Source organism: Mycobacterium sp. SMC-8, assembly GCF_025263565.1.
Lineage (GTDB): Bacteria > Actinomycetota > Actinomycetes > Mycobacteriales > Mycobacteriaceae > Mycobacterium.
This window is the reverse complement of sequence record NZ_CP079865.1, coordinates 3,873,896-3,886,947: the sequence shown is the minus strand read 5'-3', so window position 1 is coordinate 3,886,947 and position 13,052 is coordinate 3,873,896. Positions and strand designations below refer to the sequence as shown.

The 13,052-nt window shown below is 69.4% G+C and carries 14 protein-coding genes; 3 read left to right on the top strand and 11 right to left on the bottom strand.

The features are described 5' to 3' along the window. Window position 1: 1 nt before the first annotated feature. From KXD97_RS18805 to map, 3 genes are all read right to left on the bottom strand, one after another. Window positions 2–565: an alpha/beta fold hydrolase gene (locus tag KXD97_RS18805; protein WP_260751543.1), complete on the bottom strand. Its 564-nt coding sequence runs from the start codon at window positions 563–565 to the stop codon at window positions 2–4. A gap of 73 nt (window positions 566–638) precedes the next feature. Then, the gene (locus KXD97_RS18800; RefSeq protein WP_260751542.1) at window positions 639–1,295 is read right to left on the bottom strand and encodes a hypothetical protein; all 657 of its coding nucleotides are present in this window, start codon (window positions 1,293–1,295) and stop codon (window positions 639–641) included. A 21-nt stretch (window positions 1,296–1,316) separates the two neighbouring features. Then, entirely contained in the window at window positions 1,317–2,174 is an 858-nt protein-coding gene (gene map / locus KXD97_RS18795; protein ID WP_260751540.1) for a type I methionyl aminopeptidase, read from the bottom strand. A gap of 22 nt (window positions 2,175–2,196) precedes the next feature. Here map and KXD97_RS18790 point away from each other — a divergent pair, with 22 nt between their 5' ends. Continuing rightward, window positions 2,197–2,583: a PaaI family thioesterase gene (locus tag KXD97_RS18790; RefSeq protein ID WP_260751539.1), complete on the top strand. Its 387-nt coding sequence runs from the start codon at window positions 2,197–2,199 to the stop codon at window positions 2,581–2,583. Window positions 2,584–2,599: 16 nt separating this feature from the next. Here KXD97_RS18790 and KXD97_RS18785 read toward each other — a convergent pair whose 3' ends face one another. The 7 genes from KXD97_RS18785 to dxr all read right to left on the bottom strand — a co-directional run bounded on the left by KXD97_RS18785 (window position 2,600) and on the right by dxr (window position 10,559). Continuing rightward, a complete protein-coding gene (locus KXD97_RS18785; protein ID WP_260751538.1) occupies window positions 2,600–3,229 on the bottom strand; it encodes a DUF1707 domain-containing protein in 630 nt (209 codons plus the stop codon). 28 nt (window positions 3,230–3,257) lie between these two features. Continuing rightward, window positions 3,258–5,072: a penicillin-binding transpeptidase domain-containing protein gene (locus KXD97_RS18780; RefSeq protein WP_260751537.1), complete on the bottom strand. Its 1,815-nt coding sequence runs from the start codon at window positions 5,070–5,072 to the stop codon at window positions 3,258–3,260. A 148-nt stretch (window positions 5,073–5,220) separates the two neighbouring features. Further along, the gene (locus KXD97_RS18775) at window positions 5,221–5,874 is read right to left on the bottom strand and encodes a GNAT family N-acetyltransferase (RefSeq protein ID WP_260758050.1); all 654 of its coding nucleotides are present in this window, start codon (window positions 5,872–5,874) and stop codon (window positions 5,221–5,223) included. 134 nt (window positions 5,875–6,008) lie between these two features. Then, entirely contained in the window at window positions 6,009–6,872 is an 864-nt protein-coding gene (locus KXD97_RS18770) for a GNAT family N-acetyltransferase (RefSeq protein WP_260751536.1), read from the bottom strand. A gap of 55 nt (window positions 6,873–6,927) precedes the next feature. Then, window positions 6,928–8,106, bottom strand: a complete 1,179-nt coding sequence (gene ispG / locus KXD97_RS18765; protein ID WP_260751534.1) for a flavodoxin-dependent (E)-4-hydroxy-3-methylbut-2-enyl-diphosphate synthase — start codon at window positions 8,104–8,106, stop codon at window positions 6,928–6,930. Between the two features lie 28 nt (window positions 8,107–8,134). Then, window positions 8,135–9,373 carry an RIP metalloprotease gene (locus KXD97_RS18760; protein ID WP_260751533.1) on the bottom strand — a complete coding sequence of 413 codons (1,239 nt, stop codon included), beginning with the start codon at window positions 9,371–9,373 and terminating at the stop codon, window positions 8,135–8,137. A gap of 16 nt (window positions 9,374–9,389) precedes the next feature. Beyond that, window positions 9,390–10,559: a 1-deoxy-D-xylulose-5-phosphate reductoisomerase gene (gene dxr / locus KXD97_RS18755; RefSeq protein ID WP_260751532.1), complete on the bottom strand. Its 1,170-nt coding sequence runs from the start codon at window positions 10,557–10,559 to the stop codon at window positions 9,390–9,392. A 159-nt stretch (window positions 10,560–10,718) separates the two neighbouring features. On the opposite strand from dxr, the gene KXD97_RS18750 reads away from it, so the two are divergent. Next, window positions 10,719–11,402 (top strand): fasciclin domain-containing protein, encoded by a 684-nt coding sequence (locus KXD97_RS18750; protein WP_260751530.1) that lies wholly within the window; start codon window positions 10,719–10,721, stop codon window positions 11,400–11,402. Window positions 11,403–11,440: 38 nt separating this feature from the next. Beyond that, on the top strand, window positions 11,441–12,025 hold the full coding sequence (locus KXD97_RS18745) for a fasciclin domain-containing protein (protein ID WP_313901308.1): 585 nt from the start codon (window positions 11,441–11,443) through the stop codon (window positions 12,023–12,025). Window positions 12,026–12,122: 97 nt separating this feature from the next. Here KXD97_RS18745 and KXD97_RS18740 read toward each other — a convergent pair whose 3' ends face one another. After that, entirely contained in the window at window positions 12,123–12,998 is an 876-nt protein-coding gene (locus tag KXD97_RS18740; protein ID WP_260751529.1) for a TIGR03619 family F420-dependent LLM class oxidoreductase, read from the bottom strand. Window positions 12,999–13,052: the final 54 nt, after the last annotated feature.

The window sequence follows — 13,052 nt, the reverse complement described above, 5'->3', positions numbered from 1 at the left end:
GCTACCAGGTGCTGGTGCGCATCACGATCTCGGCGGCCAACTGAGCGGTCGAATCGGCGGCGTTGCGCCGTCCGAGCAGATCGACGATGCGGTACTCGCCGTACACATAGCGCTGGCTGGCTTTGGCGACCGCTCGGGCGGCGCTGGTACTGACCAGTGCGGTGGTGTTCAGCTCCACCGGCGGACAGTGTTCGTCACGCACCACACCGTTGAGATCCGCGACCCGCGGGTGTCCCCGGTCGATGACGACCAGCCCGATGAACCGGTCCAGCCGGGTGGCGGCCAGCTCCCAGGCCAGCTCGCCGCCGAGCTTGTCGCCCACCAGCAGTGCCCACCGCACCTCGAGCGTGTCCAGGATGCTGATGACGGCCTTGGCGGTCAGGCGCGGGTCCGGGCCGATCACCACGGTTCTCAGCGAGGCGGTGTGCAGCCGCTGGCACACTCCCGCGTACGCGGCGGGTGACTGCTGGGCTGCACCGAGCAGCACCACCACCGACCCTCGCTCGGGACCGGTGACCTGGACGGGCACCGAGAAGCCGTCGACAGTCACCATGGGAGAGGGCATTGCGCCACGCTACAGTGCAGAGCCGAGTCGGCGCGGCGGTTTTCACGCTGTTGACCTGAGCCTGCGCCGGGCGTCAAACCGCTTGTGCGCGTTGGGCCTGCTTCCCGGTGACCTCCAGAAAGATCTGTGGGAGCGTGCCTTTGACGGCGATCGACGCGTCGTCGGTCGGGAACGCGATGCCGAAGACCGCCATCTGACCGACGTTCTCGAATGCGAAGTACACGCTGTTGTCGGCGCCGCGCAGGCGCATCGTCTGCTGATAGACCAGGGCGTCGCGACGCGGACTGGGCAGCGCCGTAGTAGTCATGGGGATGCCGGGGTCGCCCGGCTCGAAGAAGGTCTCGTACTCGGCGCACCGCCGCGCGGTGTCGGCGAGCCGCTCCAGATCCAGCCGCCAGGTCAGCAGCGTGATCACCATGCGGGCGCCGTCGTAGGCCGCCACATACTCCGCGGCGCTGCCCGGCCCCCATTCCGCGGTCACGGCGATGTCGCGGGTCAGCGCGTCGGCGCATCCTTCGGGGCGGGACAGCATGGCCGGGGGCCGTTCGACGTTGTCCCCGCGCGGTTCGTTGACGACGCGCTCGTAGCGCACCCCGGGAGGGAAGTCGGCCTCGGTGAGCACCGCACGCTCCAGCTTGGCGCCGGGCCAGGTTGCGGTGCCGGTGACGGCGTGACCGCACCCGGCGAGCAGGCAGCAGACCGCCACCGCGACGAGCCCGCGCCTGCCCATGGCGCCAGGCTACCGAGAACCTCAGAGTTGGGTGAGAATCTCTGCCCCGCTGTCGGTGACCACCAGCGTGTGCTCGAACTGGGCCGTCCACTTCTTGTCTTTGGTGGCCACCGTCCAGTCGTCGTCCCAGATCTCGTAGTCCAGGCTGCCCAGGTTGATCATCGGTTCGATGGTGAAGGTCATCCCCGGCTCGAGCACCGTCTCCACCGCGGGCTGGTCATAGTGCAACACCACCAGACCGTTGTGGAAGGTGGTGCCGATCCCGTGTCCGGTGAAGTCGCGAACCACGTTGTAGCCGAAGCGGTTTGCGTAGGACTCGATGACGCGGCCGACGATCGACAGGGCGCGGCCGGGTTTGACGGCCTTGATCGCGCGCATGGTGGCCTCGTGCGTGCGTTCGACGAGCAGCCGGTGCTCCTCGCTGACGTTGCCGGCCAGGAAGGTGGCGTTGGTGTCGCCGTGCACGCCGTCGATGTAGGCCGTGACGTCGATGTTGACGATGTCACCGTCCTCGATGACGGTCGAGTCGGGGATGCCGTGGCAGATGATCTCATTCAGCGACGTGCAGCAGGATTTCGGAAAACCCTTGTAGCCCAGCGTGGACGGGTACGCGCCGTGATCGACCATGTACTCGTGGGCGATCCGGTCGAGGTGATCGGTGGTCACCCCGGGCGCCACCGCCTTGCCGGCCTCGGCGAGCGCGCCCGCCGCGATCCGGCCGGCCACCCGCATCTTCTCGATCACTTCCGGGGTCTGCACCCACGGCTCGTGGCCCTCGGCCGCGGTCGGCTTACCGACATACTCCGGGCGCGGAATCGACTTGGGCACCGGCAGCACGGGCGAGACCGTGCCGGGCCGGAGGGCGGTCCTTACTGACATGTGGCAATGCTAGCGTTCCGCCATGCAGGTCACCCCGGGCCACTTGTTCGCCCAGATGGACTTTCGCGACGTCGAGGTCTCCGATGAGAGCGTGGTGATCGAACTGGACAACCGGCCCGATCTGACGAATCGGCGCGGCGCCCTGCAGGGAGGTCTGGTCGCGACGCTGATCGACATCGCCGCCGGCCGGTTGGCCGAACGCCACGTCGGGCCCGGCCAGGACGTGACCACCGCCGACATGACCATCCACTACCTGTCTCCGGTGTTGGAGGGTCCCGCCCGCGCCGAGGCGACCGTCGTCCGGGCCGGACGCCGCCTCTCGGTGATCGCCGTCGACGTCACGGACGTCTCCCGCGACCGGCTGGCCGCGCGCGGCACGGTCAGCTTCGCCGTCCTCGATCCGCGTTAGCGGAACGGGATCGACGTCAGTTCGTGCGCAGCGGTCCCACACGCCACGACTTGCGCGGTCCGCGGATGTCGACCGATCCGCACACCACCTTGCCGGTGAGAATCACGTGCGGGTTACCTTCGGCCGGAGCGTCCCTGCGGTGGTCACGGGCGCTGCCGACGTTGACCTCGACGTCGTCGATGGATGCGCTGGCCCCGTCGGGAAGGCGCAGGTCCAGACCGCCGAACTTCAGGTCCAGCTCGATGACCACGATGGGGCCCGCGAACCGGGCCTTGGTCAGATCGAGATCGACCGAACCCATCCGCCGGTGCAGCGCGAGCCGCGACGGCACCACCCACTCGCCCTGACGTTTGAGCGAGCCGAGCACGCCGCGCAGCTCGATGCGGTCGGCTGCCGACGTCACGATCGCGCCCGGGCCAGGCAGGTCGCCGACAAGGGCGTCGAGTTCTGAACGCATCCGCGCCTGCGACACCGCCGCCGACCGTTCCTCGAATTCGCCGATGTCGATGAGGCCGAGGGCCACGGCGTTGTGCAGCCGGCGCAGGGTGCCGTTGCGGTCGACGTCGGAGATGCGCATTTCGACGGCGTCGGCCGCGCGGGATCCCGAGTTGTCCGGGCGGCGTCGGCCGTGGTTGATGTCCGTCATGACGGTGTCCACGGTACCGCCGTGGGCGTCAGGCCAGATAGTCCGGCGGCAGGGCGTCGAGCATGCCCTTGAGCATCCGCACCGCGTACTCCGAACTGCCGCCGCCGACGATGAGCGCCGAGAACGCCATGTCTCCGCGGTATCCGGTGAACCACGAGTGCGATCCGCCGGCGAACTCGGCCTCGCCGGTCTTACCGCGCACGTCGCCGGCGCCCTGTAGGTCCTTGGCGGTGCCGTTGGTCACGACCAGGCGCATCATCGGGCGCAGACCGTCCACCACCTCGGCCGGGATCGGCTGCTGGTCGCCGGTGACCTGGGTGTCGCGCCCCTCGATCAGGCGCGGCACCGGAGTGCGGCCGGCTGCGACCGTGGCCGCGGCCAGCGCCATCCCGAACGGACTGGCCAGCACCTTGCCCTGACCGAAGCCGTCCTCGGTGCGTTCGGTGAGGTTCACCGTCGGAGGCACCGACCCGCTGACGGTGCTCAACCCGGGGATGTCGTAGTCGGCGCCGATACCGTACTGCGAGGCGGCCTGAGTGAGCCCCCGCGGCGGCATCCGGCTGGCCAGTTCGGCGAAGGTGGTGTTGCACGAGCTGGCGAACGCCCGGGACATCGGCACGGTGCCGAGGTCGAAACCGCCGTAGTTGGGCACGGTGCGGTGACCGATGTCCATACGCCCGGGGCAGCCCAACAGGGTGTTCGGCGTGGCCATCTGGCGTTCGATCGCCGCGCCCGCGGTCACGATCTTGAACGTCGACCCTGGCGGGAACAGGCCCATGGTCGCCAGCGGTCCCTCCCGATCGGCGGCGGTGTTCTGCGCCACCGCGAGGATTTCCCCGGTCGAGGGTTTGATCACGACGATCATGGCCTGCTTGTCGGTGACGTCGACGGCGTTCTGCGCCGCGGTCTGCACCGCACGGTCCAGGCTGATGCTCACCGACGGCGCCGGCTGGCCGGGCACCTCGTTGAGTACATCGACATCGACGCCGTTCTGGTTCACCGTGACGACGCGCCAGCCGGGGTCTCCGTCGAGATCCTCGGCGACCGTCTTCTTGATCTCGTTGACCACCGCGGGCGCGAATGTCGGGTCGGTGGGCACCATCTCCGGCTGCGGAGTGATCACCACCCCGGGCACCGACGCGAGGGCACCGGCCACCGCATCGTGGTCGGCCTGATTCAGCGTCAGCAGGCTCAGCGCGCCCTTCTTCGAGCTGGCCAGCTCGGCGAGGCGCTGCGCGTCGAGGGTGTTGTCGAACCGGTGCAGCGCGCCGACGATCTTGTGTGCGGTGGGCATCAGGTCGGCGCCGGCGGCCTCGGCGTCGAGCGCGAAGTGATACCGGTAGCCGGGCACCAGCACGTTGGTTCCCGTGCGCTCGTGCACCGAGGCCCGCGGCGGGGCGTCGGCACGCAGCGCGAACGTCTGGTTCTCCCCCAGCCTCGGGTGCAGTCCGGTGGCGCCCCAGCGCACCTCCCACCGGCCTTCGTCACGCACCATGTTGAGTTGGCCGTCGTAGGTCCAGGTCCGGTTCTTGGGCAGGTGCCACGTGTAGCGGTAGGTCACGCTGCCGGTGTCCTCCGCGTATTTCGAACTGAGGATCTGTGCGTCCAGCCCGGTCGCCTGCAGCCCCGCCCAAGCCTCGTTGAGCGCCGCCCGCGCCTCCTCGGGCCGGTCGGCCAGCTGCGCGGCGGCGCCGGTGTCACCGGTGGCCAGCGCGGCGAAGAACTCCTCGGCGGTTGGTTCGGGCCCGTTGGGCCGTGGCGTACATGCCCCGAGCGCCATCACCACCGCAGCCACGGTCGCGAGTCCGGTCATGCGCGTTGCAGATGTGAACAGTGATGCCATTGAGGCAAATGTTAAGAAGAAACGATCCGATTTCGGTGCAGGCGCGCGGCCCCTCCGCGCCGAAATTGCATTCCACGCGCGTCAAGTTGCGATATGCGCGCGCGGAACGCAATTTCGGCCGCGCGAGTGGCCCCCTGGGCGGTGGAGGTCACCCGCCGGCGGCGGGTGCGCGGACCACCAGCGGCACAGCCGGGAAGTAGGCGGCCATCTCCGAGCGCGACGCGCGCAGCGCCGCGGTGCCGTATCCCTGCTTGCGGTGAGCGGGGTGGATCCAGACCCGCACGCCGACCTCGCCCTCGGCCAGGTCGCCGAACACCATGCCGACCTTCGTCGATCCGACCTCGGCGACCAGCCAGGCAGACTCCTCGGCGGCCACCCGGGCCGCCGCCGCGGCGATCTCATCGCCGAGATCACCTGCGGGCGCGGCGGTTCCGTCCCCGGCCGAGCGCATGTCGTCGGTGCGCGCGGCGAAGATGTCGCGGTCCCGTTCAGGAGCGAACGGCCGCAGCATCAGCCGGCGCGCCGACCCGGCGGTCTGCTCGGGCGGGCGGTAGTCCTGCTCCTGACTGTTGAGGTCCTCCAGCTCGGCGGCGATCCGGCGCCGCGAGACCTTGGTGAGCCGGTCGAACGACAACCGCAGCACGGCCTCGGCAGCCTCGCCCGAGGTGTCGAGCAGATCGGCCAGCGCCTCGATCGCCGCGTCGTAGTCGTCGGAGGCGACGACCGCGTCGAGCACCTCGTGCCGGCGTTCCAGCGCCTGGACGAGCGCGGTCGCCATCTCGCGGCTCGCCGCGGCCGCCATCTCGCGGCTCGCCGCGGCCGCCATCTCGCGGCTCGCCGCGGTGGCCATCTCGCGGCTCGCCGCGGTGGCCATCTCGCGGCTCGCCGCGGTCGCGTCAGGCTCGGTCATAGAGGAAGCGTAGGCGCAGTTTCAGATCAGTCGAGCAGCACCGTCGCGAACGACGCGATCTCGGTGAAGCCGATACGGGCGTAGGTCGCCCTCGCCACGGTGTTGAAGCTGTTCACGTACAGGCTGGCGATACGGCCGCCGCCGACGATCGCGGCGGCGACCGTCGCGGTGCCGGCGGTGCCGATCCCCCGGCCGCGCTGGTCGGGGTGCACCCACACGCCCTGGATCTGCCCGACCGCCGGGGACTGCGAGCCGACCTCAGCCTTGAAGACCACCTCACCGCGGTCGAACCGGGCCCAGGCCCGCCCGGCGGCGATCAGTCCGGCGACCCGGCGGCGGTAGCCGCGGCCACCATCACCGACTCGAGGATCGATGCCGACCTCACCGATGAACATGTCGATCGCGGCGACGAGATAGGCGTCGATCTCCTCCATGCGCACCTGGCGCACGGCGGGATCGATGGCGCACAACGGCGCCGCGCTCAGCGCCATCAACGGCTGATGCGCCCGCACGTCGCGGGCCGGGCCCCAGACGGGTTCGAGACGCTGCCACATCGGAAGCACCAACTCGGCGCGGCCGACCAGGGACGAACAGCGGCGGGCGCTGCTCATCGCCTTGTCCGCGAACGCATTCAGGTCGCCGGGGGCCCCACGCAGCGGAATGAGGTTGGCGCCGGCGAAGCACAGCGACTCGCTGGCGCGCCTGCGGGTCCACAGTTCCCCGCCGATCGCCGACGGTTCGATGCCGTGCTCGGCCACCCGCGAGGCGACCATGCAGGCGGCCACCGGGTCCTCGTCGAGAACCTGCCGGACGGCCACCATGTCGCGGATGTCGCGCACCACCGACACCCTTCGCTCATCTACGAGGCGAAATAGCGGAGGAGCCGACATCTGGACTCTTTCTGAGCTGACCCTGAGCCAATGGCCCCACGCGTGGGGCCGTCTCTCAGCTTACGGTCACAATAGGCGAACCGGTGGCACCTTCAGAACCCTGTGCGTCGCCCATCTCCGCACCCATCTCGCCGGCAAGGCGCAGCGCCTCCTCGATCAACGTCTCGACGATCTGCGCCTCCGGGACGGTCTTGATGACCTCACCCTTGACGAAGATCTGTCCCTTGCCGTTGCCGGACGCCACCCCGAGGTCGGCCTCGCGCGCCTCGCCGGGTCCGTTGACGACGCAGCCCATCACCGCCACGCGCAGCGGCACGTCCATGCCCTCCAGGCCGGCCGTGACCTCATTGGCCAGCGTGTACACGTCCACCTGCGCGCGTCCGCACGACGGGCACGACACGATCTCCAGGCCGCGCGGCCGCAGGTTCAGCGACTCCAGAATCTGGTTGCCCACCTTGACCTCTTCGGCCGGCGGCGCCGACAGCGACACCCGGATGGTGTCGCCGATGCCCTTGGACAGCAGCGCGCCGAACGCGACGGCGGACTTGATGGTGCCCTGGAATGCCGGCCCGGCTTCGGTGACGCCGAGATGCAGCGGATAGTCGCACTGCGCGGCGAGCTGCTCGTAGGCGGCGACCATGACGACGGGGTCGTTGTGCTTGACGCTGATCTTGATGTCGCCGAAGCCGTGTTCCTCGAACAGCGAGGCCTCCCACAGCGCCGACTCGACCAACGCTTCCGGGGTCGCCTTGCCGTACTTCTGCAGGAAGCGCTTGTCCAGCGATCCGGCGTTGACGCCGATGCGGATCGGGATGCCCGCGTCGGCCGCCGCCTTGGCGACCTCGGCGACCCGGCCGTCGAACTCCTTGATGTTGCCCGGATTCACCCGCACCGCAGCGCATCCGGCGTCGATCGCGGCGAAGATGTACTTCGGCTGGAAGTGGATGTCGGCGATCACCGGGATCTTCGACTTCTTCGCGATGACCGGCAGCGCGTCGGCGTCCTCCTGGCGCGGGCAGGCCACCCGCACGATGTCGCAGCCCGACGCCGTCAGCTCGGCGATCTGCTGCAGCGTGGCGTTGATGTCGTGGGTCTTGGTGGTGCACATCGACTGCACCGAGATCGGGTGGTCACTGCCGACGCCGACGTCACGCACCATCAGCTGGCGGGTCTTGCGGCGGGGAGCCAGTACCGGCGCCGGCGCCGCCGGCATCCCCAGACCGATTGAGGTCATTGTTCGAGTCTCCTACTGGAACCTGCGTTCATTGGAACAGCGTGATCGGGTTGATTACGTCGGCGGTCACGGTGAGCAGCGTGAAGCCCAGCATCGCGATGATCACCACGTACGTCAGGGGCATCAGCTTGAGATAGTTGACGGGAGCCGCGGCGACTTTGCCTCGCGTCTGGCGGACCATGTTGCGGACCTTCTCGTAGAGCGCGATCGAGATGTGCCCGCCGTCCAGCGGCAGGAGCGGGATCAGGTTGACCGCGCCCAGCACGAAGTTCAGCTGTGCGAGAAAGAACCAGAACGCCACCCAGATGCCGTGCTCGACGGTCTCGCCGCCGATCCGGGACGCGCCGACCACGCTGATCGGCGTCTCGGGGTCGCGCTCGCCGCCGGTGATCGAGTGCACGAGCGCCCCGATCTTGGTCGGGATCTTCACGATCGCCTTGCCGAGTTCCACGGCGAGGTCCTTGGTGAACACCAGCGTCCCGGGGACCGCGGTGAGCGGGTTGTACTGCGTCGGCCCGAACTGCGCGGCCGTGACGCCGATGCTCCCGACGTCGACTGGCACGGCGGGACCCTCGTTCCCGCCGACGACGTAGCGCTGGCTCGGGGTGACGTCGACGGTGGTGGTGAACTCGCGCGTCTGACCGTTCTCGTCCCTTTGCACGGTCAGCGCGGTGGGGCCGTTCTCCTTACGCACCGCCTCGACGAGGGCGTCGAACGTGGCGACCTCGGTGTCGCCGACCTTGACGATGACGTCGCCGGCCTGGATGCCGGCGGCGGCCGCCGGGCTGTTGGCGATGCAGTCACCCAACTGGCCTTGCGCCACCTCGGATTTGATGCATGACGTCTCCCCGACCACCGCGGTGGTGGGGGCCTTGATGTTGGGCAGACCCCAGATGATCGCGATCGCGTAGATCAGCACCAGCCCGATGACGAAGTTCATCGCCGGCCCGGCGAACAGCACCGCGACGCGCTTCCAGGTCTTCTGCTTGTACATCGCGTACGGCCGGTCCTCGGGGTCGAGTTCCTCGACCGCGGTCATGCCGGCGATGTCGCAGAATCCGCCGAGCGGCACCGCCTTGACGCCGTACTCGGTCTCGCCCAGCTTGTTGGGCCGCCGGGTCGACCACAGCGTCGGGCCGAAGCCGACGAAGTAGCGGCGCACCTTCATGCCTGTGGCGCGCGCCACCCACATATGGCCGCATTCGTGCAACGCCACCGACACCAGAATGGCGATCGCGAACAGCGTCACGCCGAGCACGTACATCATCGGGCGGGGAGTCCTATCATCTGCGACCTGCGGGTTCCTGCTCGACCGCCTGTCGGGCCCGATCACGGGCCCAGTCCTGGGCGTCGAGTACGTCATCCACGGTAGCTGGTTCGGCCGCCCATCGGTCGGCAGCGCGCAGCACATGGTCGACGGTGCGCACGATGGCCGGGAACCGGATCCGTCCGGCGAGGAACGCCGCCGCCGCCTCCTCGTTGGCGGCGTTGTAGACCGCGGTCAGGCAGCCGCCACCCCGGCCGGCCTCGCGGGCCAGCGCCACCGCCGGGAACACGTCGTCGTCGAGCGGTTCGAAATCCCAGCGCGAGGCCGTGGTGAAATCGCAGGCCGCCGCGGCGCCGGGGACGCGTGACGGCCACCCCAGTGCGAGCGCGATCGGCAGCTTCATGTCAGGCGGGCTGGCCTGCGCGAGGGTGGACCCGTCGGTGAACGTGACCATCGAGTGCACGATCGACTGCGGATGCACCACCACCTCAATGCGGTCGTAGTCGATCCCGAACAGCAGGTGCGTCTCGATCAGTTCGAGCCCCTTGTTCACCAGCGAGGCCGAGTTCAGGGTGTTCATCGGGCCCATCGACCAGGTGGGGTGCGCAGCGGCCTGCTCGGGGGTGACGTCCTCGAGTCGCTCCGCGGTCCAGCCGCGGAACGGCCCCCCGGACGCGGTGAGCACCAGCTTCGCGACCTCGTCGCCGCTGCCGCCGCGCAGGCACTGCGCCAGCGCGGAGTGTTCCGAGTCGACCGGCACGATCTGGCCCGGGGCGGCCGCCTTCTGCACCAGCGGACCGCCCGCGATCAAGGACTCCTTGTTGGCCAGCGCCAGCCGCGCGCCGGTGGCCAGGGCGGCCAGCGTGGGTTTCAGGCCCAGCGCCCCGACCAGCGCGTTGAGCACCACGTCGGCCTCGGTGTTCTCGACGAGACGGGTGGCGGCGTCGGGACCCGAGTACATGGTCCCGCCCAGCGCGGCCGCGGCGGCCTCGTCGGCGACGGCGATGTTGGTCACCCCGGTCTCGGCACGCTGCCGCGCCAGCAGGTCGGCATTGCCGCCGCCGGCCGCGAGCCCGACGACCTCGAAGCGGTCCGGGTTGGCGGCGATCACCTCGAGCGCCTGGGTACCGATGGAGCCTGTGCTGCCCAGGATCAGCACACGCCGTCGCGCTCCGCTTTCGCTCACCGACCCATTGTGCCGGTCGCGCGGCCCCGGTCTCCAAGTGTGACGCGAGTGTGACGTCGGCGCCTGGGACCCATCCGCAGGCACGGCAGCTGGGAATCACCCGTGTGCGAACTCCAGTGCGGGCAACGGAGCCCCGTACTTGACGAAAGGGATCAGGAAATGATGACAGCTCGTCGGAAGACCGCTGCTGTGGCAGGAATCGCTGCCGTGGCCCTCTTCGGTGCCGCTTGTTCGAGCGAGGAAGCCGAAAGCACCGCGACGTCGGCCAGCGTCACAGCCTCGTCGGCCATGGAGTCGGCGACCAACGGGATGACGACGTCGTCGGCGGCGCCGATGGCGGATCCCGCGGCCAACCTCATCGGTTCGGGTTGCGCGGCCTACGCCGAGCAGGTTCCGGACGGGCCCGGCTCCGTGGCCGGGATGGCGGCCGATCCGGTGACGGTGGCCGCGTCGAACAACCCGATGCTCACCACACTGACCCAGGCGCTGTCCGGTCAGCTCAACCCGAACGTCAACCTCGTCGACACGCTCAACGGCGGCGAGTTCACCGTGTTCGCCCCGACCGACGACGCGTTCGCCAAGATCGACCCCGCCACGATCGAGACGCTCAAGACCGACTCCGACCTGCTGACCAGCATCCTGACCTACCACGTGGTGCCAGGCCAGGCCGCGCCCGACCAGGTCGCCGGCGAGCACACCACGGTGCAGGGCGCACCCGTCACGGTCACCGGCGCAGGCAACGACCTCAAGGTCAACGAGGCCGGACTGGTGTGCGGCGGGGTCACGACTGCCAACGCCACCGTGTACATGATCGACACCGTCCTCATGCCGCCCGCTAACTGATCCACCAATCCATCACTGCAGGAAAGGAATTCACGATCATGACCGTCAAGTTGAAGTCTCTGGCCGGTGCGGGTATCGCGGTGGCAGCCGCCGTCGGGCTGTCCTTCGGAGCGGCCGCGACGGCCTCCGCGGCGCCGGTCGGGCCGGGGTGCGCGGGCTACGTGCAGCAGGTCCCGGACGGCCCCGGGTCGGTGCAGGGCATGGCGGCTTCGCCGGTGGCAACTGCGGCGTCGAACAACCCGTTGCTGACCACGCTGACCCAGGCCGTCTCCGGTCAGCTCAACCCGCATGTGAACCTCGTCGACACGCTCAACGGCGGCGAGTTCACCGTGTTCGCGCCGACCGACGACGCGTTCGCCAAGATCGACCCCGCCACGATCGAGACACTCAAGACCGACGCCGACCTGCTGACCAGCATCCTGACCTATCACGTGGTGCCGGGCCAGGCCGCCCCTGACCAGGTGGTCGGTGAGCACGTGACGGTGCAGGGCGCTCCGGTCACCGTGACCGGGTCCGTCGACGACCTGTTGGTCAACGACGCGTCGGTGGTGTGCGGCGGCGTGCAGACGGCCAACGCCACGGTGTACCTGATCGACACGGTGCTGATGCCGCCGGCAGCGTAGCCGGATCAGCACCACTGCAGAGGATCCCCCGCACGCAGTTCCCCCGGCCGGTGCGGGGGATCCTCCTGTCCACCGGAGTTGGGGCGGGAAGGTCTGGTCAGCGTCGCACCTTCGCGATCACAGTCTCGGCGAACCGCTCGATCGGCGCGCGGAACCGTTCCACGCCGCGGACGCCCCCGGTCTCGGCGCCCAGCCACGGCGCGACCATCACCGAGGTGATGCCGGCCTCCTCGGCGCGCAGATACAGATCGGGGGAGGCGGGCTCCATCAGGGCCAGCAGGATGTCGAACGGCTCGTCGGCCCGACCGTACTCTCGCCGCAGTTCGGTGAGTCGGCGCGCGTAGCCGACCGCGTCGTCCCACCGGTAGGCGTACCCGACCCAGCCGTCACACAGCCGGGCGGCGCGCCGCAGCGCGGCCTCGGACTCTCCCCCGGTCAGGATCGGCACCGGGCCCGGCGGGTGCGGTTCGATCATCATCTCGGGCACCCGGTAGTGCTCACCGCTCCAGGACACCCAGCCGCCCTGCCACAGCGCCCGAAGCGCCGGGATCATCTCGTCGAGCCGTCTGCCGCGGGTGCGGAAATCCTGGCCCATCAACGCGTACTCCTCGCGCATCCAGCCGATGCCTGCGGCCAGGCTCACCCGCCCGCCGGACAACACCGCCGCGGTGGCGACCTGTTTGGCCACCTCCAGCAGCGGCCGGGCCGGCGCGATGTACACGGCGTTGGAGAACCGCAACCGGGTGGTGACCGCAGCCATCGCCCCGGTCAGCACCCACGCGTGCGGCCATTCGGTCTCGGGCTGCCACGGCGGCGCCCCGCTCGCCGAATCGGGATAGGCCGAGTTCAGCGCGCGCGGATAGATCATGTGGTCGGAAGTCACCATGCCGTCGTATCCGGCTTCGTCGAGCATCCGCGCCAGCGGCACGGCCTCGGTCGCCTTCAGGAATGCCGCACCCGACCAGAACTGCACAGTGCTTACCCTTTCGTCACTTTCGCCGGCTCTTGTTTCTCTAGCGGAGTTTGG

Bases quoted from the DNA above. Each gene is read 5' to 3' on its own strand.
- KXD97_RS18805 (WP_260751543.1), bottom strand. From the start codon at position 565: ATGCCCTCTCCCATGGTGACTGTCGACGGCTTCTCGGTGCCCGTCCAG.
- KXD97_RS18800 (WP_260751542.1), bottom strand. From the start codon at position 1,295: ATGGGCAGGCGCGGGCTCGTCGCGGTGGCGGTCTGCTGCCTGCTCGCC.
- map (WP_260751540.1), bottom strand. From the start codon at position 2,174: ATGTCAGTAAGGACCGCCCTCCGGCCCGGCACGGTCTCGCCCGTGCTG.
- KXD97_RS18790 (WP_260751539.1), top strand. From the start codon at position 2,197: ATGCAGGTCACCCCGGGCCACTTGTTCGCCCAGATGGACTTTCGCGAC.
- KXD97_RS18785 (WP_260751538.1), bottom strand. From the start codon at position 3,229: ATGACGGACATCAACCACGGCCGACGCCGCCCGGACAACTCGGGATCC.
- KXD97_RS18780 (WP_260751537.1), bottom strand. From the start codon at position 5,072: ATGGCATCACTGTTCACATCTGCAACGCGCATGACCGGACTCGCGACC.
- KXD97_RS18775 (WP_260758050.1), bottom strand. From the start codon at position 5,874: ATGGCGGCCGCGGCGAGCCGCGAGATGGCGACCGCGCTCGTCCAGGCG.
- KXD97_RS18770 (WP_260751536.1), bottom strand. From the start codon at position 6,872: ATGTCGGCTCCTCCGCTATTTCGCCTCGTAGATGAGCGAAGGGTGTCG.
- ispG (WP_260751534.1), bottom strand. From the start codon at position 8,106: ATGACCTCAATCGGTCTGGGGATGCCGGCGGCGCCGGCGCCGGTACTG.
- KXD97_RS18760 (WP_260751533.1), bottom strand. From the start codon at position 9,373: ATGATGTACGTGCTCGGCGTGACGCTGTTCGCGATCGCCATTCTGGTG.
- KXD97_RS18750 (WP_260751530.1), top strand. From the start codon at position 10,719: ATGATGACAGCTCGTCGGAAGACCGCTGCTGTGGCAGGAATCGCTGCC.
- KXD97_RS18745 (WP_313901308.1), top strand. From the start codon at position 11,441: ATGACCGTCAAGTTGAAGTCTCTGGCCGGTGCGGGTATCGCGGTGGCA.